Genomic DNA, 19,072 nt, shown 5'->3' with positions numbered 1-19,072 from the left:
GAAGATTCACGAACGATAAATCTAAAAAGACTCGGAAAAAGAGATTACTGTAAAGAATTAGGCAGAATCTATGCTGTATCTTATATTCAAATACGCTGTAACATCCGGATTGGTAGTTTTGATTTCCGAGATTGCGAAAAGAAACGATCGAATTGGAGGATTGATTGCTTCCCTTCCTATCGTTACGATTTTAACTCTTCTTTGGTTACAATTGGAAAAAGCCGATCCGGACAAGATATCGAATCACGCCTATTATACGTTTTGGTTTGTAATCCCTACCCTGCCCATGTTTCTTGTTTTTCCAAAGCTGTATTCTTCTTATGGTTTCTGGCCCTCGCTCGGCATCAGCACCGCGTTGACAGTTCTACTTTTCTTCAGCTTTAACCTACTTCTGGAGAAATTCGGAATTACGTTATTCTAAGGCGTTCAATGGAAACACCATTTACGAATACACGCGTTCCATTTGCCAAACGAGTCCAACTTTTCGTTCCATAAAACTTTTAGGTACGCCCAATAGATTCAATTGACTCAATTCTTTGCGGAATGTGAACGAGCTGCAAACCATCGCGCGGGTTTTCATGTTCACGAAATCACATCGACCGTTCACGAATCGAAAACTTCCGTTGATTCGCATTAACAAAGCGGAATACACGATATTCAAGAATACAACGGAGAGTTCCCGTTCAAAGCAGCCGGAGGTTCCGATCGGTTCCCGGAAATCATTCCCCCGAAATCGCAAACGAGTTAAGGCCGTCGATTCTCTCCATCCTCAAAAAACTTTCCATAGGCTTTTTGAACTTCTTTCTCTGCTATGTTACGGACCATATCGGAATCAAAAGAATCGTTACTCCGAACAAGATCACAAGAGAACGTCGCTTTAATTCTTGAGATGAATCCGTTCGCATCTCGGATGATCGTACCAACATCCATACCCGACCGAAAGGCCTTTCTTCCTCAAAGATAAACCGTTACCCGCAAAAACGTGGCTGGTATCAAAACTCCGTTCGATTTGCTTTGATTCTGCTCATTTGCGAGCGCGATCAGTCGACTTCTTAGCTCCTTCCCTCTTTCGTTTTTTTCCGCGGCTTCAAACGCATTCATCGTAGGTCCGTAAAATCGACCGAGCAACTCGACAAGATCTTCCGGAGTTTTATCCGGTGATTGAAAGTTGTACGTATCTTTGATCATAGAAATTCTTTCGATAGGAACTCCGGCCTTTGCGAAGTATTCTATAACACGAGCTTCGACACCCCAAGTCATAGGGCTCACAAAACCTTCCGGCGGCAACGGAAGATAAGATGAACTGATCGCCAACAGTTGCGAAACAAAGGAAGTGGAATCGTTCGGAATCCAATTCCCCATCACGATACGACCTCCCGGTTTGGTAACCCGAACCATCTCGCTTGCGACGTCAAAGGGTCTGGGAGCAAACATAGCGCCGAAGACGGAAAGAGTAAGATCAAACGAATGATCCGCGATCCCTTGCAGATTGCAGGCATCTCCTTCTTGAAACGTAAGCAGAGAAAGTCCGGCCTCGGCGGCTCTTTGATTCCCCGCTCGAACAAGATTCTCCGCTATATCGATTCCAAGAACATGCGCGCCCGTTCTTGCAAGAGGAACCGCCGTCGTTCCATCTCCGCATCCAAGATCCAATACGCGTGAAGGTCGTTGTATCGCAAGTGATTCAACGAGCTTCTCACCCGATTGCCGCATGAACGCGGCAATCTCCGTGAAGTCGCCCTTCTCCCATAATGTTTTGTTCGGATTTTCCAATTTAGAATCGGAAGATTGTTGTATCATATATGCAAATCCTGTTGAGTTATTCCATCTATATTCGTTTTCACTCGGATTACGGCGCAGAGTAGATTCGGATTTCGGGATTCGCTTTGAGCAAAGGCTTCAAAGCAGACACGATATCTTTCGCAAACAGTTCGCTCGTAAGATATGCTTCGGCTTGTTTTCGGTTCGCAAAGACATGCAACACTTGAACATCCTCGTCCCGCAGCAATAGTTCTTTCGATTTCGCTCCCGCGATTTGTTTCAGAAAAGGTTTCCTGAATTTTTCATAGACTTCTCCTGCGGCTGATCGATCGCTTGCATCTACCTTTAATGTAATTTCAAGATATGCTTTTTCCGCAAAGACGATCGTCGGCGACACGAGCAAGGTTCCGATGAGTAAAGCAAAAATTGATTTACTCTTGATCCGGGTTAATAATTGATTCATCTAAAGTTCTCCTTTATGCCATGGATTATATTTGCAGTCGTCGAAAGCTCATTGTATAATTCTGCAAGGTCGAGAAAAAACTAACAGGCCTCTATCATGAAACTGGATTCAAAACCGCTCGTACGTCAGGAAAGAATTTGCATTTGGGGAAGCCGTTGTCTGTTTGCGGGTTATCTACCGGATTTAACTCTGCGCCGCAGAGCCGCAGCGACTGTTTGTATCGGCTTAGATGAAGAATTTAAACTTTCTCTGAACGATTCGGATTGGATGAGTTTTCGTTCCGTTTTAATTCCGCCGATGGTGGATCATTCCATTCGATTTTCAGGCGGGTTTTGTGTTCTTCTTTTTATGGACTTAAGCAGTCCCAATTACGAATTCTTAAGAGCCTCCAACCGGGAAAAGGAAAATCAAGGAATCTTTATAACTCTGCAGGAAGAGGATCAACTCTTCGATAAGATCAATCAAATCTTGAAGACGGACTCGGATGAGTCGCTGGTGGAGCTGTTGAATCAAATTCCTCCTTTAGCCGATGAGGAATCGCGGGTTATCGATGAAAGAATTCAAAAGATCGTCGATTTAATCACTTCGATGCCGCAAGAGGACCATTCCGCAAAAGATTTGGCGGAAATCGCAGGAATGTCCGTTTCCAACTTGGAGCACCAATTTAAAAAGGAAGTCGGCATTCCGTTTCATTCGTTTCGCACTTGGTTCCGTCTTAAATTGACCGTCTATTCGTTGTTACACGGAATGAGCCATACGGACGCGGCGCACCGGGCAGGATTTTTCGATTCGGCTCATTTTACGCGAACCTTCCGCTCTACGTTCGGTCTGCCTCCCTCCGAAATTTTCAGAAGCACAAGGCAGTTGAAGTCGTTCATAGAAGTTCCGGCGAGTTACGCTGAATCTTGGTGATCGCGGTAAAAAAAGACCGCGTCCTTTGGTGAAAGTTTCTTATTCGTAACTGAGATACGTGGTCATCGTTCCTTTTCCTTTTACATCCACGGATCGGCTGAGTTCTATGTTGGATTTATCGCTCAATAATGCGTATGTCGTTTCGGAAATTTGAATTCTCCCCGGTATTCCGTGCGATTCCAATCGACTCGCAGTATTCACAGCGTCTCCCCAAAGGTCGTACGCGAATTTCTTTTTACCGATCACACCGGCAATGACGGGTCCGGAATGAATCCCGATTCGAATCCGCAAAATTTTTCCGGAAGAAGGGTCCCGCATCGTCTTCGTGAACTTCTGCATCTCAATCGCCATCTGCATCGCCGCGTCGGCGTGAGCCTCGTCCCAAATCGGAATTCCCGCAACGACCATATACGCGTCGCCGATCGTTTTAATTTTCTCCATTCGGTATTTCTCGGCGAGAGTATCAAAGTGAGAAAATACTTCGTTTAAAAAATGCACCAATACCTCCGGCGATACTTGTTGCGAGATCACCGTAAAATTTTCTATATCCGCAAACAGGATCGAGACGCTTTGATAACCGTCCGCGATCGTGGAAGGATTTCGTTTCAATCGATCCGCGATCGGAGCGGGAAGAATATTCAACAAAAGATTTTCCGCACGATCGTGTTCTTGTTTATTTTTGGAAATGAAATAGAACAAACTGAAGAACGTCAATGTGCCCGCCCCGACGATGTTGATTACGAAGAACAAAATTCTCAGGTTCGGCTCCACTTTCGGAGTGGGCAACCGCAGATAAAATTCCGCCAATCCGGTTAAAGCCAAAACGATCAGAAACAACCCGAACCATACGAGGCCTTGTCGAATCGGAGCGAAGGAAAGCGCTCCGAGAGGACAGAGAATCGCCCAGATGATTACGCCTCCCGAATTTTCGAATCCGCCTAAACTCAACTGCAACAGCACGGGAAGAATTAATATAAATAGAAACTGAAGAAATCGAAACGCCACGTATTTACCTGTGACGAATACGAAGAGTAAACTGAGTAAGCTCAGAATCGCATACCACCCCGGAATCAAAGCCGATTGAGGAAAACCCAACCGGAAATAGAGAAAGCTCCACAGAAAGCCGGCAACGGTGAAGGCCATCGAAAAAAGAATCAATCCGTTCTTGTGAAGTTTCTCGCGTTCCGCAGTTTGTACATTCGATACCATATACCCTCGATAGACGATCGAAACGATATTTCCGATACGGTCTTCCAATAGAATAACCTTCGAAAATTCGGTCGCTTGTATAATACTGCAATCCTGCAAAAAAGTTTTAAAGTGAGAACTCTTCTTTTTTAATCAAAGCTGCAGAATTATACAAGGCGGATGTTTTTATGCGAGCTATGCTACCCAACAATGAACATCTTTCCGAAAGTTGAACGAGCCGAATCGAATTTCGAAAACTCGCGCTCGATCCAATTCGGAATACTGATGAACATTATAATTTACGAATATGAAAGACATTCTATTTTATCAACTCTTTGAAACTCAGTCATCGACCTATACGTATCTCATCGCCGATTGGGAAACGAAAGAAGCGGCGATCATCGATCCGGTATGGGAAACCGTGGAACGGGATCTAAAGCTGATCCGCGACCTCAATCTTCATCTCGTCTACGTCTTAGAAACGCATATTCACGCGGACCATATCAGCGGAGCCGATGAAATTCGTCAGAACACGATCGCAAGAACGGCCATAAGCGCGGACGCTGGAATCGATTGCGCGGATATTTCCCTCGAACACGGACAAGAACTCCTGCTCGGAAACAAAAAAATCACAGCGATCGCGACACCGGGACATACGAACGCGTGCATGAGCTATTTCTTCGAAGGAATGATCTTTACAGGAGATTCTCTTTTGATTCGCGGAACGGGAAGAACGGATTTCCAAGACGGGTCAGCTTCCAAGCTTTATGACAGCATAACGCAGAGGCTTTTTTCTCTTCCGGAGGAAACACAAGTGTATCCGGGTCACGATTATCAAGGCCTAAGTTTTTCAACGATCGGATTGGAAAAAAAATTGAATCCGAGAATCGGAGGCGACCGTTCCAAAGAGGATTTCCTGCGAATCATGAGACAACTTCAACTTGCGACTCCGAAGAAAATGCATCTTGCCGTTCCCGTCAATTTAGCCTGCGGCAAATTGGAATCCGTAAAGGTGATGAACCCTCAGGTCGTATCGGGAATCCCCGTCGTTTCGACGGAGGACGTATTCGAGAACATCGGAAGAGTAAAGATCATCGACGTGCGTTATCCCGGAGAATTTCACGGCGCGTTAGGCCATATCAATACGGCTCAACTTTTGCCTCTCGGTTCCGAGCTAACGAAATATTTACAAACCGGAAACCGTTCCGAAGAAATCGTGTTTGTCTGTCGCAGCGGAAAACGATCCAGACAAGCCACGGAAGAAAGCATTCGATTGGGTTACAAGTTCACGGCTAGCATGGCAGGCGGCATGTTGAATTGGAATGAAAGATCGCTGCCAAAGGAGTAAGCAAATGACCACAGAATGGGTTATGGGATTGATCGGAGGAGCGGTGATCGGCATCGCCGTTTCTTTGATGCTTTTATGGAACGGAAGAGTTACGGGAGTCAGCGGGATCGTATACGGTGTTTTAGTTCCGGTTCAAGGTGATACCGCTTGGAGATGGTATTTCATCGTGGGACTTTTATTGGGAGGACTTTCGCTGAAGTTCACCGCTCCCGAACTTTTAGCGGTAGAACTGCAAACGAAGACCTGGCTCGGCGCGTTAGCCGGAATCCTCGTAGGTTTCGGCGCTATGTTGGGAGGCGGTTGCACGAGCGGTCACGGAGTTTGCGGGGTAAGTAGATTCTCGCTTCGATCGATCATCGCTACGATTCTTTTTATGGGAGCCGGGATGGGGGCCGTATTGTTTCTTAGAACGATCGGATTGCTTGTATGAAATACAATCTCGGCGCATTTATCGTAGGTCTGCTCTTTGCCGTCGGCTTAGGCATATCGGGAATTTTGCAACCGGCAAAAATAATCGGATTTTTGAATGTATTCGGAAACTGGAATCCAACCCTACTTTTTACGATGGCCGGAGCGGTCGGAATCCATTTCATCACGTATAAATTAATCCGAAAACGAAAAACTCCGATGCTTACGAAAGACTGGTATATCCCGACTCGGCAAGAGATCACTCCTGCGTTGATCATCGGAAGTCTTATCTTCGGAATCGGCTGGGGATTAGGCGGTTATTGTCCGACCGTGTCGGTCACTTCCCTCGCCAGTTTTGAAACGAGACCGTTCGTCGTTTTTCTAAGCGTCATCGTGGGAATGTATCTCTTTCGATTCTTAGATAAAAAAATGAATCTGAAAAACAAACTCGAATAAGAGCGACATGCTGATCCTCGGTTACATCACATCCTTTCTTATGGGAACTTCGATCGGACTGATCGGCGCGGGCGGGTCCATTCTCATGGTCCCCATTCTTTTCTATTTCTTTGGGCAGGATGCGATACAGGCGACGACGAACTCTCTTTTCGTCGTCGGAGTAACGGCGCTGATCGGAGCTTTGTTGAACGCGAAAAAAGGAAATATAGACGGGAAGATAGGAATTCTTTTCGCTTTGCCGAGTTTTATCGGCATTTATATTGCGAGACGTTTCCTACTTCCGGTTCTTCCAAACTCGTTCGATTCGTATTTCGGAATCGTTCTGACAAAATCGCTTTTGGTAATGATCGTCTTTGCGACCGCGATGATCTTCAGTGCATGGGGGATGATTCGCACTTCCGTTTCCTCCGGAGAATTGTCCCTCAATTCCGCGAAGTCCGTGCCTTGGATGACGATCGGACTCAAAGGATTGTTCGTAGGTTTGATCACCGGATTCGTGGGAGCGGGAGGCGGCTTTTTAATCATTCCGGCTCTTGTGCTTCTACTCAAATTCTCGATCGGTGTCGCGATCGGAACTTCTCTTGCGATCATCGCGGCCAATTCCTTGTTCGGATTTGCGATCAGTTTCTCGACCGCACAGACGGAGGTTTGTCCTTTGCTTTTGACGATTTGTGCATTAGGAATCGGAGGAATGGTTTTCGGACAAATTCTTTCTTCAAGAGTGAAGGAACAATCCTTGAAAAAAGGATTCGGCTATTTCGTTTTCACGATCGCTTCCTTGATCTTACTGGATCACGGTTTTCGTTTATGAGAATTCTTTAAAATGCCTGCGGCCTCCGTTTGTATTCGAAAAATCGATCCGACTTCCCTTTCCTAAAGAAGCGATTCCGAAAGAGGTCGGATCAAAATTCTAAACGGAGAAGGACTGAAACGAATTCACACCTCGTGAAAATAGAATTCCTAAGACCGCGATAAGAACCGAAATCAGGAGATTGATTCTCCCGAAAAACGCAGCCTGACGGCGGTATTTTTCCCACAAAACGGGATCTTCATGAATCAATCTTTGCGTCAAAGGACCTAAAAAGAAATCGTGAAAAACGGAGCTAATTACCAATATACAGAATAGAAAAATTTTCAACGAAATGATCGAAAGCGGATTCTGAAACAAGAAAGAAAGATCCGTTAGGCGATACCCTTTCCAAAAAAGAATTCCGGCCCCGCTCAAAAACGAAACGGAGAATAAATAATACGCAACTTTTCTAAACTGCAAAGCGAATTCATAAAATAGATTTATCTTTACGCTTACGTAGTCCGGTTTCTTTAATACGGGTCGAAAGAGGAACACAAAGGACAACATTCCGCCGATCCAAAATATTGCAGCGGAAATGTGAAAGAACAGTAAGATAAAATAAACCGAAAGACTCACCGTTCCAGAATACGGCTCGGATTCGATTCCGCAAGAATAGTTTTCCGATCGATCGATTCGATCCGATGATTTTTCTCAAAGACGCATCGTGTAACTCGTCCGGTTCCTTTTTATCGTATCAACTTCCCGCAAAATTCGGAAAGCGCATAAAAACCCGCGGCTCCCTAAAGTCGATCATTCCGAAAACAATGGCGTTCATTCCCCTTCGCGCTTCCAAAGCCCGGAATCTACTTTTATGGGGAAAATTATTCTTTTCGAATGTGTTTTTATAGATAGAGCGAGACTTCTAAACTCGGAAGGAAAATGATGAAGAACGATTTTATAAAAACGTCCGTTTTGTTCGGGATTCTTTCGTTTACTTCCTATTGCAACCAAGCGGACAGGATCTCGATCGATGCTCTGAAAAATCCGCTGATCGCTTTGGTGGAACCCGCACGTTTTTCCAATTCTTCTTCCACGCAACAGCCGGGTGAAGTCCCGAACTGCAGCACCACCTTGGGACCCTGTTATATCTTTGAACTCTACAATATCGGAGGAATTCTCACGAACGGATCGATGGGAGGAATTCCCGGTGCGGACACTCTTTGTCAAACCGCAGCAGCCGGTCTGCCTTCTTCGTTCGGAAGTCCGAGCGAATATAAGGCAATGCTTATGGACGAATCCGGTGCAAGAGACCTGAATCACAATTGGGTTTTGCATCCGAATACGAGTTATTTCAATATTAAAAAAAGTTCTTTAAATCCCGCAGACAGCAGACTCGTATTCACGACGGACTCGCAGGCGATGTTTAGTGCGTTTCCCGCGAGCAACGCGATCATCGTGGATGGAACCAGACCCGCCAGCACATACACGTTCACCGGAATTCGAAACGATACTCCGGGTTCGGTTGGGACTTGGATGCCCGGCGCTGCAAGAAGTTGTTTCAATTGGACGAGTACGTCAACGGGAACCACGTACGGTTCCATCGGTTATCCGGAAGACGTTTCCACTTATATGATCGATCGAGGTTATTCTGCTGCAACGGGTTGTAATTCGACGCACGGCCTTTATTGCGTTCGACAGTAAAATTGTTAAACGAATCGGATCTCGATCTCTTTGCCGATGTTGATCGTTTTAACGATTGAAAACGTATACGGCTCCCGAGTTCGGTTTCATTTCATTCCAAGTTTGAATCGTACCTTGCGTAATCGTAGTTTGTCCCGAGTCTTCCTGCGGAGCTCCGGCAAGAATTGTGTCTCCCGAGATTGCGATGCCCATTCCGAACCAATCACCGGTCTGCACATTCTTCGCTTTGAGATAGGATTCCTGCGCCCAGGTCGTTCCGGTTCTTTGATAGACATACGCGGCCCCTGCGCTTTGAAGGGAGTTGTTCGTACTTGCGGTGATTCCGTTCTGAATTTGATTCGCGTTACTTCCCTCCCAATACGAACCGACCACGATCGTATCTCCCGAAATCGCCAGACTATTTCCGAATTCGTTGACGGAACCCGGATTAACCGGCTTGAGAATTCTTTGCTGCGTCCAAGTCGTCCCGCCGCGGACGAATACGTAAGCGGCCCCTTCCGATTCTCCCGTTGCACCCGATACGATCGTATCCCCCGAAATCGCGACGCTGTATCCGAGCCAATTCCCCGCGGACGCGTTATTCGCCTTTAGATACGCTTCCTGCGTCCAAGCGGTTCCCGTCCGTTTGTAAACATAGACCGCACCCGATTCGCTGTTGCTGTTGTCCGCGCTCGAAGTCGGACCGTTCGTGATCGTAGTTTGATTGCTGCTTTCTCCGTTCGCGCCGACCGCGATCGTATCTCCGAAGATCGAAACGCTGTATCCGTATAGATCTCCCGCTTCCGCGTTAGACGCCTTTAGATAGGCTTCTTGCGACCAAGTCGTTCCGATTCTTCGAAACACATAGACCGCTCCCGAACTTGCGGCGCTGTTGTCCGCGCTCGCGGTCGTTCCGTTCGTGATCGTAGTTTGATTGCTGCTTTCTCCAAAAGCTCCGACTGCGATCGTATCTCCGAAAATCGCGACGCTGTATCCGAAGGAATCTCCGGCTTCCGCGTTCGGGGCTTTAAGATACGCCTCTTGCACCCAGTTCGTTCCGATTCTTCGAAACACATAGACCGCTCCCGAACCTCCGGCGCTGTTGTCCGCGCTCGCAGTCGTTCCGTTCGTGATCGTAGTATCGCTGCTGCTTTCCAAATACGCTCCGACCACAAGAGTATCTCCCGAAATCGCAAGACTATAACCGAAATAATCGTACGCTTCCGCATTCGGCGCTTTGAGATACGCTTCTTGCGCCCAGACCGCTCCGTTTCTTCGATACACATAAACCGCACCCGAACTATCCGCGCTGTTATCCGAACTGGCGGTTGTTCCGTTTGTAATCGTAGTCTGCGCGCTGCTTTCTTGATACGCCCCTACCGCAATCGTATCACCGTCTATCGCGATCGTGTTTCCGAAATAGTCCGCAATATCCGCGTTAGACGCCTTGATGTAGGCCCCGTTTTGCCAGATGCCGACGGAGGCTTGGAATCGAATCGTTGTTTGGATGGAATTCTTCGCATTGCTCGCAGTAATCGTATAATCCGTCGCCGGAAGCGACTCGGTGGGAATTCCGGAGAGAGCGCCCGTGGTAACGTCCAAACTAATCCCCGCCGGTAGTGATGGAGAAATCGAATACTGACTTGGAAATCCCGTAACCGAAGGACGGATCGTAGGAATCGGAACAAATTTCGTATATTGCACCAAAGGAATCGGATATTTCAGATCGGAAAGAGGTGCGTCCAACAGAAGAGCCAAGTTTCCGTAGAACGGTTTTGCTTCTCCGCCTCCTAAGCATTGGAGAAAAAACAATACGCTTAGAATCACGGAGAAGATTCTATTTTCGAAACGCATACGCCGCTCCCGCCCGATACGCCGAATTGTCCGCACTTGCGGTCGATCCGGAAGTGATCGTTGTTTGATTGCTGCATTCTTGAGAGGCGCCTATCGCGATTCGGTCGCCTGAAATCGCAACGCTGATCCCGAATAAATCCGCTACGTCCGGATTCGGAGCTTTGAAATACGCCTCCATTCCCCAGACTCCGGAAACTTTTTGAAATAAATAAGCCGCGCCCGATTGCGGCGCATGATCATTCCAATTGTTTAAGATTCCATTCGTGACCGTGGTTTGATTGGACCCCTCGTTGATCGCCCCGATTAGGATTCGATCTCCGCCGATCGCAACGCTCGTTCCGAACTGATCCCCACCTTGGACGTTCGGGGGTTTTATATACGCCTGCTGCGTCCAAAGGCTTCCGTTTCTTTCGAACACGTAAGCGGCTCCGGCGCTTCCGTTCGAATTATCGGAACTCGCGGTCGAACCGTTCACGACCGTGTTTTGATTGCTGTCTTCCAAAGGCGAACCGACTACGATCGTATTACCGATAATCGCGACGCTGAAACCGAATCGATCGCTCGTATCCAAGTTGGAAGCTTTGAGAAACGCTTCTTCCGCCCAAACCCCCGCCGACCTTCGATAAACATACACTGCGCCCGAAGCAAACTTGGAATTATCCGCACTTGCGATTCCCCCGTTGATCGAGACGGATTGACTGGATTCTTGATAAGCGCCGATCGCGATCGTATCGCCGGAAATGGAAACGTTCGATCCGAAATAATCGCCGCTATCCGAATTCGACGCTTTCAAATACGCTTCCTGCGTCCAAACGCCCGTATTTCTACGAAATACGTACGCGGCTCCCGAATCGCTTCTGCCGTTATTCACACTCGCCGTAGTTCCGTTTGTGATCGTCGTTTGATTGCTGTCTTCCCATTGCGCTCCTACCACGATCACATCCCCGTCGACGGCAACGTCGGAACCGAATTGATCTCCCATGTCGAAGTTGGAAGCTTTCAACACCGCTTCCTGAACCCAAGCAGTTCCGGTTCTCTGAAAAACATACGCGGAGCCGGAGCTTCCGTCTAACGTCGCACCGACGACGATCGTATCACCCGAAATCGCGACGCTGATTCCGAACCGATCGTTCGTATTCGCGTTGGAGGCTTTGAGATATGCTTCTTGAATCCAATTTCCCGAAACGTTCCGAAACACATACGCCGCCCCGGAGTCCATGAAACTCGTATCCGTACTTGCGGTCGGACCGTTCGTGATCGTAGTTTGATTGCTGCTTTCCCGGTAAGCGCCGACCACCATCGTGTCTCCCGAAATCGCCAGGTTGTAGCCGAAGTATAAACCGCCGAATCCGACGTTAGGCGGCTTTATATAGGCGTCGTTCGTCCATCCGCCGACTGGCGTAGAAGCGGGAGGATTGGATGTCGGATCGTCGATTCCGCCTTGGGAAGAATTGGAGGAAGAAGTTCCTGTTCCTAAAAGAAGAAGCAGATTCTGATCGTCCTTCGGGCGATATTCGCAATTGAAAAGAATGGAAAAAACGAACAGATAAGGAAGAAACGATCGGAATCCTCTGCTTAAGAATGTTGGTTCTGAATCCGGCTTCAATTTCGATCGACCTTCTTTTTAAAAATGCAAACTTTTCGTCCGTTTGAATCGGGTCAATGTATAGGAAAAGTGGACGCAAGTCCCCGTTTCTTATAATCATACAATCGCAATTATGAATCGAATCGCAAAAGACGAATATGCAACATTGGGCATACACGATTCCGAAAAAATCATCGAATCTTAATTTAAGAAATCATAATAGACTTGGGAAGAATTGAAGACCGAACCTCGGTAGGAAACGGGATTCTTTTTTTTGCCGGGCCTGCCGTAAAAACGGTCGAATTTTTCACCGAGAAAGAATTCTTCCCGAATCCTTACGTAAAAACGACGTCGAAAACCCATCCCTCGTTCGGGGGATTTTTCGGATCTCTACGTCCCTAAATTGTTAAGCGAAGACTTGGGAACCGATGCCTCGGCTCGTAGTTTTGGAAATATTTTTCCCCTCGTTTCAAGATTCCGCTTTCCTTCTCGGGGGCCGCGCAAAGTAGAATCCGTTCTAAAGCCCATAACGTTGCAAAAACGAGAAAGCCCGGTAATTTTTACGGATTTAATTTCGTTTAACAATTCAATATCTTGAAAAGAATCTTCGAAATTCTCGTATCCGCGGTTCTCGCTTCGGCCCTTCTGAATTGTGCCGCCGAAGGGGTTTACAATCCGGAAATCTCCTTTTCGACCGCGTGGTGGGAAACGCAAATTCTCAAGTGTGTTCTATCGGGGGCATGTACGGATCAGACCCCGCCCACGCTCGTAGTCGGCAATCTTTCCTCTTCACACAACTCGATCTTAGAATCCGGCTTTATCGTCGGAACGGCAAGCGACGATCTTCTTCTTTCCCGAATCGAAGTCAGCGTGGATTCGGGTCCGTTCCTTCCCGCAGTGGGAACGAATACGTGGCAGTATCAAATTCCCTCCCAATGGAGATCCGGAAGTTCCCATTCGGTTCAAGTGCGAAGCTTTGATTTTGCGGGGAATGTTTCTCCGACTCTAAACTTCTCCTTTAAAAAAGGAAACAACAAGGACGTCAACGGGGACGGTTTTCCCGATCTCGCGGCGACCGCGTCCTTATTTTCCACGACAAAAAACGGAGAAATTTATCTCTTCTACGGTCTCGGCTCGGGAACGGCTGCTCTCAACAGCACTTCGATGGCAAACGTGACGATTACCGGAGACACGACGAGTTCCTTCGGTTATGCGCTTCAGTTAGGCGATTTAAACGGAGACGGCTATGCGGATCTCGCGGCGGGAGGTTCGTTCGAATATGGAAGCGGGACCGGTCAACTGTATGTTTTCTACAGCACGGGGAAAAATGGAATCGTTGCGAGCAGTTTTGCAAGCGCGAATCTTACGATCAACGCGGGCCCTTCTACCTTGCTCGGTTATTCTCTTTCACTGGGAGACGTGAATGGAGACGGATTTACGGATATCGCTGCGAGCGGATATCTTGGAGCCGGACGCGCGCTGATTTATTACGGCGGAGCCGCAGGAGTTTCGAGCATACCCGCAACGACGATCACCGGTCCGGGCTCGAACTTCGGATCGGCGGTTCGTTTGGGGGATTTGAACGGTGACGGGTTTGCGGACATGATCGTAAACGGAAATACATACAGCGCTTCCGCCGGACGACTTTGGATCTTTCATAGCACCGGTTCAGCGGGAATCACGGCCGTCGATACGTCCGCACCGACTTTGACTTTGACGGGAATTTCCGCAAGCGACTCCTTCGGAATTTCCATGACGACCGGAGACATCAACGCGGACGGTTACGAAGATTTAATCGCCGCCTCCCCCGGCCATTCGGGCAATCTCGGAAGAGTCTACGTCTTTCACGGAGGAACGACAGGAATTTCAGCGGCTTCTCCGGCTACCGCAAATCAAACTCTAACCGGCGCGATCGCCGGAGAACGTTTTGGCACCGATGTCGTGTTAGGCGACGTCAACGGAGACGGATTTCTCGATCTTGCGACCGGAGCGATCCTTTTCAATACGAGTATGGGGAGGCTCCATCTGTTTCATTTTTCGGGCGGGACCATTTCCGCTACGGCCTCCACGCTGATTACGGGAGAAGCGATCAACGATCAATTCGGAACTTCTACATTCCTGGATTGCAACGGAGACGGTTTTTCGGATCTCGTAGTCGGGGCGCAAGGAAATACGAACGCAGCCGGAAGAGCCTATCTGTTTCGAAGTCCGGGTTCCGGCGGTTTGACCGTTTCTTTGGCAACGAGCGCAAACATCGCGATTTCAGGTTACAATCTTCCCGGTCCTACCGGCTCGATATTCGGTTCGACATTCGGACAGTAAGACTTCGGAATATTCCGTTTTCTGAATCAACGATTCTTCGCCGGGATCACTTCCCCTCGAAGAAAGAAGTTCGATATTTCCGGATTTCCTCGGTGCATCGGTTCCGACTTTTGGAATACATCCCCGAAAGTTTTTCGATAAAGGGAAAATAAGCGGACGTTTTGTTTTTGCCGAGAAAATTCCTGTAACTCTTTTGCGGTTCCGATGCAAGAGAACAGATTTCGCCTTTGCACTCGCAGACAGGAGTATTGTCCATTCCGTTCGCGTAACTGTATGCGTATCCTTTCAATAAGGCTTCGACTTCCATTCTTTCAGGAGCGGATTTTTGTTCTTTAAGAAAGGTTTCCATCTTTGCGATCCGATCTCTCATTTCTTCCCATGAAATTCCGATTCCACCGTCGCATGCGTAGAGATAACCGACCGTGTTCATAAGGCGGACGTATTCCTTAAACGGAAAGTTATAGTCCTTTAACAGGTTCCAGTAGTGATCGTAGTATTCGACCAGGGCTCCGTCGCCTTCGCAGTATTCGACGGTGAGTCCGTGCGCTTTGAGTTTCAGAGCCAATTCCGTATCATACTTCCCGTAATCGGTCTGCAGTTGTTGCTGCAATCGATCGCTCAAGTTTCCGCTCTGAAAATTTACGAACTTCGTATAAATCCGAAACGCGTTCTCCGCTTCCGTCGAACCCGTGTTAAACGCGGTCAGAAATTTCTTTTCCGCGTTTTTTAAAGAGGAGAATTCTCCCGGTTTTAAACCTTCCAGGTATTTTAGATAATCCGCAAGAGAATCCTTTCCGGACACCCCTTCCAAATATGCGTCAAACACCCAGCCTTTCGTTCCAAACAATTCTACTTCGGTCCAGCGTCCCTTTTTGCCGCCGATGACTTCCGTTTTATCCGATGTTCCCGCAACCTTCAAAATCATTCCTTGTGGCAAAAGAGTCACGGGACGGCTCTTTTGGTTCGCTTCTTCCCGCACATACAAACCTCCGTCCGCCGCCACCTTCGCATAACCGTTGTTTGGCTGTGCGAGGAGCACATTCCAAGCGAAAAAAAGAAGAAGGAAAAAGAATAAAAATGGTTTCATGAACAATCGTCTCGCTCGTGATCGAAAATTTTTGCCGATCTTGAAATACATCCCGAAATCGGAACTCGATTTATGCGACATTCGCAGAAATTCGGAAAGCTTCAACTCTTTATTACGAACAACCGAGTGCGCGAAGGTTTGACATTCTTTCCGAAACCCTTACAATAAAAGGCCCGAAATACTAACTGGAGATTCCTATATGAGCAAATCATTAAACGATAAAGTTGCCTTGGTCGCGGGAGGAACCAGAGGAGCCGGAAGAGGAATCGCGGTTCAACTGGGAGCCGAAGGCGCAACCGTGTATGTTACGGGGAGAACGACAGCCTCCAAACCGTCCGAGATGAATCGCCCGGAAACGATCGAAGAAACCGCGGCGCTGGTAGATCAAGCCGGAGGAAAAGGAATCGCGGTACAAGTCGATCATCTCGTACCAGAAGAAGTCCGTTCGCTGGTCGCACGGATCGAACAGGAACAAGGACGACTCCACATTCTCGTGAACGATATTTGGGGCGCGACTACGATGGAATGGAACAAAACCGTTTGGGAATCTTCGTTGGAAATCGGACTTAGGACGATGCGTCTCGGAGTCGATACGCACGCGATCACGAGTCACTTTGCGCTTCCGCTTCTAATAAAAACTTCGGGAGGTCTGGTGGTCGAGATGACCGATGGAACGAACGAGTACAACTCGCAAAACTACAGGGTTTCCTTCTTCTATGATCTTGCAAAGGCCGCCGTCAATCGAATGGCTTTCTCTCTCGCTCATGAATTAAAACAATACAATGCGACCGCGCTTGCTTTGAGTCCGGGTTGGTTGCGATCGGAGGCGATGCTGGATGCGTATCGAGTACAGGAATCCAACTGGAAGGATGCAACGAAAATCTCGCCGCACTTTGCGATTTCGGAAAGTCCCGCGTTCGTGGGCCGAGCGGTCGCGGCTCTCGCAAAAGATCCGAACCGTTCGCGATGGAACGGTAAAACCGTATCCAGCGGAGAATTATCGAAAGTCTACGGTTTTACCGATTTGGACGGAAGCAAACCCGATGCGTGGAGATACATGGTCGAAGTGCAGGACCCAGGCAAACCCGCCGATACGACGGGTTATCGTTAAGCGAACATCACATTCCTTTTTTTGAATGTGATTTCATTTGTCAATTCGGACCGGAAGGCCACAAGAATCGATCGAAAGAATAGAATCTCACTCTTTGACGATTGCTCTTATCTGTGCAAGCGCAGTTGTTTCCGCCCACAAGGGAACATCCTTGGCAGTATCTGCGATTCGTTTCGGGAGGCGGAGTCGTTACGATCCATTTTTTACCGTTCGGGTCCGTATAAAAGGAGAATCCTCCGGAATGTCCCGGCTGATACGTCATCGTATACGTCGTCAAAGCGTTATCCGGTCCGAGCTTGGTTTGATTTCCTTTCCAAACGCGGATCACGTTCGGGTTTGCGGAGAATAAGATACAAGCCTTATACCATCCGCCGTTTTTGTAATATACGTCGCAGTCTTGAACCCCGTCCCTTCCCGCGCTGTTGATATTGTTTCCCGTCGTGATGTCGCTGTAACTTCCGCAACTCCCGTCCGTATAGTTGCATTGTCTTTCGTAATACTGATCATAGGAATAAAAACGAGTCTTTGCGGTAAGCGTGGATGTGTTCGGATTCGGAATCGACTGTCCTACGAAACCCACCGAATGATCGAAGAAACCTAGGTATTGAACCGTTCCCGCCCCGTTAAACCGATACAACTGCGAACGCATATCGATCCCGTTGCTTGTAAAACCCACGTAAGCCCATCCGTTGTAATAGAAAATCCCGCTCGGATGATCGTACGAAGAACCCGCGTTGAACTTGCGGATCAATCTTCCGTACTTATCGTGCACGAATAGATACGCTGTGTTGTTTCCGTTCGTATCCATGCAGGAAGAGTAAAAGAAGTTTCCGTCGAACTTAACTCCCTGAGAATGACATCCGTTCTGGTTGGAACCGATCGTCGCCGTTCCGACATCTTGCAGAAAATAATCCACGTTCTCCACGGGATAATCCGCACCGCTTACGATATTCTGAATGTTTAAACCTTGTGCGCTAACGGAAGAACCGCTCACAAATAACAAAAGGCTCCCCGTTACCAGAGCCCAAAGATTCGCCTTCAATGCATTCATTTTGAAATTTCTCTCCACGATTTATTTTTTTCGAAAGGTCATGGTCGGCGTATGATGCTTCGAAAAACGGCCGGTTTCAATCAATTTTTTATTTATAGGCGGTTCGTTAAAAAACTACCTTATAAATCAGTGTCTAAAAAAATTCCCGATAGGAAAATAGAAATCGAACAATTCGATTTACAGTTCTTCGTAAATATGGATAATCGTTTCGCCGAAGCGTTTTCGTAGGATCGGTGTTTGACAAAAGGCGTCTTTCTTCCTAAAAGGAGAAGCTCACATCCGATCGAATTTTTGGGAGGGCGGCCGTATGAAGAAACGATATTTCCTCATTCTCCTGTTGATCGGGATCGCCGTATACGGTTGTTCCCAAGAAAGCGACCGTCGATCCGAAAAGGACTGCGAGGAGAAGTTTCTATTAGGCTCCGCGTTAGTCGGAAATCATCCGGACGCGCTCAATCTTTTGATCGTGGACTTTCTGCAATGTATCGAAAAGGTAAGGCCGAATTGTTAAGCGAAGAAACCGTAATGTGATTCCCGCTCCTTTAACGATTATTTTTTTCCTTTGCCCACCCAACGCAAAGGCCCGGAGCCGTATCTTCCCAAACGATCTCCCGGATTCGTGAGTTTGCAGCGCGCAAGAGATAAACACCCGCAACCGATACAAACGGACAAACCGCTTTTCAACCGTTCCAATTCCGCGATTTTTTCATCGACCCGCAAGCTCCAAGTCTTTGAAAGTTTGGACCAATCCTGACCGTTCGGAGTATAGTCTTCCGGAAGTTTAGCGACTTCCACCGCGATTTCTTCCAGCGAGAGACCGACTCTTTGCGCAAAAACGATAAAGGCGATTCGACGTAAAACATGACGGGGATATTGTCTATGTCCTGAGCCGGATCTTTGAGAATGGATCAATCCCCTTTCTTCGTAGAAACGCAAGGCCGAGGACGCGACTCCGCTTCTTTTAGCGACTTGTCCGATGCTTAAGAGTTCTTCCTTATCCATGATTTCGTCCGATAAATCTTAAGAGATCGATCCTCGTCTAAAAAGCAATCTTTT

Annotated in this window: 19 protein-coding genes; 10 read left to right on the top strand and 9 right to left on the bottom strand. The window is 47.7% G+C overall.

Features of this window, described 5'->3' with window-relative positions; genetic code table 11:
• Window positions 1–70: 70 nt before the first annotated feature.
• Window positions 71–421, top strand: a complete 351-nt coding sequence (locus tag DLM76_RS14385; RefSeq protein WP_118965641.1) for a DUF3147 family protein — start codon at window positions 71–73, stop codon at window positions 419–421.
• Between the two features lie 533 nt (window positions 422–954).
• Here the strand turns inward: DLM76_RS14385 and DLM76_RS14370 are convergent.
• Both DLM76_RS14370 and DLM76_RS14365 read right to left on the bottom strand, forming a co-directional pair.
• The gene (locus DLM76_RS14370; protein ID WP_118965638.1) at window positions 955–1,800 is read right to left on the bottom strand and encodes a class I SAM-dependent methyltransferase; all 846 of its coding nucleotides are present in this window, start codon (window positions 1,798–1,800) and stop codon (window positions 955–957) included.
• Between the two features lie 49 nt (window positions 1,801–1,849).
• On the bottom strand, window positions 1,850–2,224 hold the full coding sequence (locus DLM76_RS14365; RefSeq protein ID WP_206610258.1) for a hypothetical protein: 375 nt from the start codon (window positions 2,222–2,224) through the stop codon (window positions 1,850–1,852).
• A gap of 96 nt (window positions 2,225–2,320) precedes the next feature.
• Between DLM76_RS14365 and DLM76_RS14360 the strand changes: the two genes are divergently transcribed.
• The gene (locus DLM76_RS14360; protein ID WP_118965637.1) at window positions 2,321–3,136 is read left to right on the top strand and encodes a helix-turn-helix domain-containing protein; all 816 of its coding nucleotides are present in this window, start codon (window positions 2,321–2,323) and stop codon (window positions 3,134–3,136) included.
• Window positions 3,137–3,175: 39 nt separating this feature from the next.
• Here DLM76_RS14360 and DLM76_RS14355 read toward each other — a convergent pair whose 3' ends face one another.
• Window positions 3,176–4,393, bottom strand: a complete 1,218-nt coding sequence (locus DLM76_RS14355) for an adenylate/guanylate cyclase domain-containing protein (protein WP_241548255.1) — start codon at window positions 4,391–4,393, stop codon at window positions 3,176–3,178.
• A 238-nt stretch (window positions 4,394–4,631) separates the two neighbouring features.
• On the opposite strand from DLM76_RS14355, the gene DLM76_RS14350 reads away from it, so the two are divergent.
• From DLM76_RS14350 to DLM76_RS14335, 4 genes are read left to right on the top strand one after another with little or no spacing between them, the layout of a single operon-like run.
• Window positions 4,632–5,672, top strand: coding sequence for an MBL fold metallo-hydrolase (locus DLM76_RS14350; RefSeq protein WP_118965636.1), 1,041 nt, complete (start codon window positions 4,632–4,634; stop codon window positions 5,670–5,672).
• A 4-nt stretch (window positions 5,673–5,676) separates the two neighbouring features.
• Window positions 5,677–6,102: a YeeE/YedE family protein gene (locus tag DLM76_RS14345; protein ID WP_118956837.1), complete on the top strand. Its 426-nt coding sequence runs from the start codon at window positions 5,677–5,679 to the stop codon at window positions 6,100–6,102.
• Window positions 6,099–6,536 (top strand): DUF6691 family protein, encoded by a 438-nt coding sequence (locus tag DLM76_RS14340; protein WP_118965635.1) that lies wholly within the window; start codon window positions 6,099–6,101, stop codon window positions 6,534–6,536. Before DLM76_RS14345 ends, DLM76_RS14340 begins: the two co-directional genes overlap by 4 nt.
• A 7-nt stretch (window positions 6,537–6,543) precedes the next feature.
• Window positions 6,544–7,347 (top strand): sulfite exporter TauE/SafE family protein, encoded by an 804-nt coding sequence (locus DLM76_RS14335; RefSeq protein WP_118965634.1) that lies wholly within the window; start codon window positions 6,544–6,546, stop codon window positions 7,345–7,347.
• A 99-nt stretch (window positions 7,348–7,446) separates the two neighbouring features.
• Here DLM76_RS14335 and DLM76_RS14330 read toward each other — a convergent pair whose 3' ends face one another.
• Window positions 7,447–7,962, bottom strand: a complete 516-nt coding sequence (locus tag DLM76_RS14330) for a copper resistance protein CopD (RefSeq protein ID WP_118965633.1) — start codon at window positions 7,960–7,962, stop codon at window positions 7,447–7,449.
• 303 nt (window positions 7,963–8,265) lie between these two features.
• Between DLM76_RS14330 and DLM76_RS14320 the strand changes: the two genes are divergently transcribed.
• Window positions 8,266–9,027: a DUF1554 domain-containing protein gene (locus DLM76_RS14320; RefSeq protein ID WP_118965632.1), complete on the top strand. Its 762-nt coding sequence runs from the start codon at window positions 8,266–8,268 to the stop codon at window positions 9,025–9,027.
• 48 nt (window positions 9,028–9,075) lie between these two features.
• On the opposite strand, the gene DLM76_RS14315 is transcribed toward DLM76_RS14320, so the two are convergent.
• Window positions 9,076–10,860: an FG-GAP repeat protein gene (locus DLM76_RS14315; RefSeq protein ID WP_118965631.1), complete on the bottom strand. Its 1,785-nt coding sequence runs from the start codon at window positions 10,858–10,860 to the stop codon at window positions 9,076–9,078.
• Window positions 10,844–12,466 carry an FG-GAP repeat protein gene (locus tag DLM76_RS14310; protein ID WP_118965630.1) on the bottom strand — a complete coding sequence of 541 codons (1,623 nt, stop codon included), beginning with the start codon at window positions 12,464–12,466 and terminating at the stop codon, window positions 10,844–10,846. Before DLM76_RS14310 ends, DLM76_RS14315 begins: the two co-directional genes overlap by 17 nt.
• A 573-nt stretch (window positions 12,467–13,039) precedes the next feature.
• Between DLM76_RS14310 and DLM76_RS14305 the strand changes: the two genes are divergently transcribed.
• A complete protein-coding gene (locus DLM76_RS14305) occupies window positions 13,040–14,767 on the top strand; it encodes an FG-GAP-like repeat-containing protein (RefSeq protein ID WP_118965629.1) in 1,728 nt (575 codons plus the stop codon).
• A gap of 46 nt (window positions 14,768–14,813) precedes the next feature.
• On the opposite strand, the gene DLM76_RS14300 is transcribed toward DLM76_RS14305, so the two are convergent.
• Window positions 14,814–15,854 carry an SH3 domain-containing protein gene (locus DLM76_RS14300; RefSeq protein WP_118965838.1) on the bottom strand — a complete coding sequence of 347 codons (1,041 nt, stop codon included), beginning with the start codon at window positions 15,852–15,854 and terminating at the stop codon, window positions 14,814–14,816.
• Window positions 15,855–16,053: 199 nt separating this feature from the next.
• Between DLM76_RS14300 and DLM76_RS14295 the strand changes: the two genes are divergently transcribed.
• The gene (locus DLM76_RS14295; protein ID WP_118965628.1) at window positions 16,054–16,965 is read left to right on the top strand and encodes an SDR family oxidoreductase; all 912 of its coding nucleotides are present in this window, start codon (window positions 16,054–16,056) and stop codon (window positions 16,963–16,965) included.
• 40 nt (window positions 16,966–17,005) lie between these two features.
• On the opposite strand, the gene DLM76_RS14290 is transcribed toward DLM76_RS14295, so the two are convergent.
• Complete coding sequence (locus DLM76_RS14290) at window positions 17,006–18,016, bottom strand: hypothetical protein (protein ID WP_118956848.1); 1,011 nt, start codon at window positions 18,014–18,016, stop codon at window positions 17,006–17,008.
• A 307-nt stretch (window positions 18,017–18,323) separates the two neighbouring features.
• On the opposite strand from DLM76_RS14290, the gene DLM76_RS14285 reads away from it, so the two are divergent.
• Window positions 18,324–18,527 carry a hypothetical protein gene (locus tag DLM76_RS14285; protein WP_118956849.1) on the top strand — a complete coding sequence of 68 codons (204 nt, stop codon included), beginning with the start codon at window positions 18,324–18,326 and terminating at the stop codon, window positions 18,525–18,527.
• Window positions 18,528–18,565: 38 nt separating this feature from the next.
• Here the strand turns inward: DLM76_RS14285 and soxR are convergent, their stop codons facing one another.
• A complete protein-coding gene (soxR, locus tag DLM76_RS14280) occupies window positions 18,566–19,018 on the bottom strand; it encodes a redox-sensitive transcriptional activator SoxR (RefSeq protein WP_118956850.1) in 453 nt (150 codons plus the stop codon).
• Window positions 19,019–19,072: the final 54 nt, after the last annotated feature.

Origin of the sequence: Leptospira yasudae, assembly GCF_003545925.1 — a bacterium.
Taxonomy (GTDB): Bacteria; Spirochaetota; Leptospiria; order Leptospirales; family Leptospiraceae; genus Leptospira; species Leptospira yasudae.
The sequence above is the reverse complement of the archived record's forward strand: the minus strand, read 5'-3'. Positions and strand labels throughout refer to the sequence as shown.

What these genes read in the sequence shown, in the direction of transcription:
- DLM76_RS14385 (WP_118965641.1), top strand. Translation starts at nt 71, where the DNA reads ATGCTGTATCTTATATTCAAATACGCTGTAACATCCGGATTGGTAGTT.
- DLM76_RS14370 (WP_118965638.1), bottom strand. Translation starts at nt 1,800, where the DNA reads ATGATACAACAATCTTCCGATTCTAAATTGGAAAATCCGAACAAAACA.
- DLM76_RS14365 (WP_206610258.1), bottom strand. Translation starts at nt 2,224, where the DNA reads ATGAATCAATTATTAACCCGGATCAAGAGTAAATCAATTTTTGCTTTA.
- DLM76_RS14360 (WP_118965637.1), top strand. Translation starts at nt 2,321, where the DNA reads ATGAAACTGGATTCAAAACCGCTCGTACGTCAGGAAAGAATTTGCATT.
- DLM76_RS14350 (WP_118965636.1), top strand. Translation starts at nt 4,632, where the DNA reads ATGAAAGACATTCTATTTTATCAACTCTTTGAAACTCAGTCATCGACC.
- DLM76_RS14345 (WP_118956837.1), top strand. Translation starts at nt 5,677, where the DNA reads ATGACCACAGAATGGGTTATGGGATTGATCGGAGGAGCGGTGATCGGC.
- DLM76_RS14340 (WP_118965635.1), top strand. Translation starts at nt 6,099, where the DNA reads ATGAAATACAATCTCGGCGCATTTATCGTAGGTCTGCTCTTTGCCGTC.
- DLM76_RS14335 (WP_118965634.1), top strand. Translation starts at nt 6,544, where the DNA reads ATGCTGATCCTCGGTTACATCACATCCTTTCTTATGGGAACTTCGATC.
- DLM76_RS14320 (WP_118965632.1), top strand. Translation starts at nt 8,266, where the DNA reads ATGATGAAGAACGATTTTATAAAAACGTCCGTTTTGTTCGGGATTCTT.
- DLM76_RS14315 (WP_118965631.1), bottom strand. Translation starts at nt 10,860, where the DNA reads ATGCGTTTCGAAAATAGAATCTTCTCCGTGATTCTAAGCGTATTGTTT.
- DLM76_RS14300 (WP_118965838.1), bottom strand. Translation starts at nt 15,854, where the DNA reads ATGAAACCATTTTTATTCTTTTTCCTTCTTCTTTTTTTCGCTTGGAAT.
- DLM76_RS14295 (WP_118965628.1), top strand. Translation starts at nt 16,054, where the DNA reads ATGAGCAAATCATTAAACGATAAAGTTGCCTTGGTCGCGGGAGGAACC.
- DLM76_RS14290 (WP_118956848.1), bottom strand. Translation starts at nt 18,016, where the DNA reads ATGAATGCATTGAAGGCGAATCTTTGGGCTCTGGTAACGGGGAGCCTT.
- DLM76_RS14285 (WP_118956849.1), top strand. Translation starts at nt 18,324, where the DNA reads ATGAAGAAACGATATTTCCTCATTCTCCTGTTGATCGGGATCGCCGTA.
- soxR (WP_118956850.1), bottom strand. Translation starts at nt 19,018, where the DNA reads ATGGATAAGGAAGAACTCTTAAGCATCGGACAAGTCGCTAAAAGAAGC.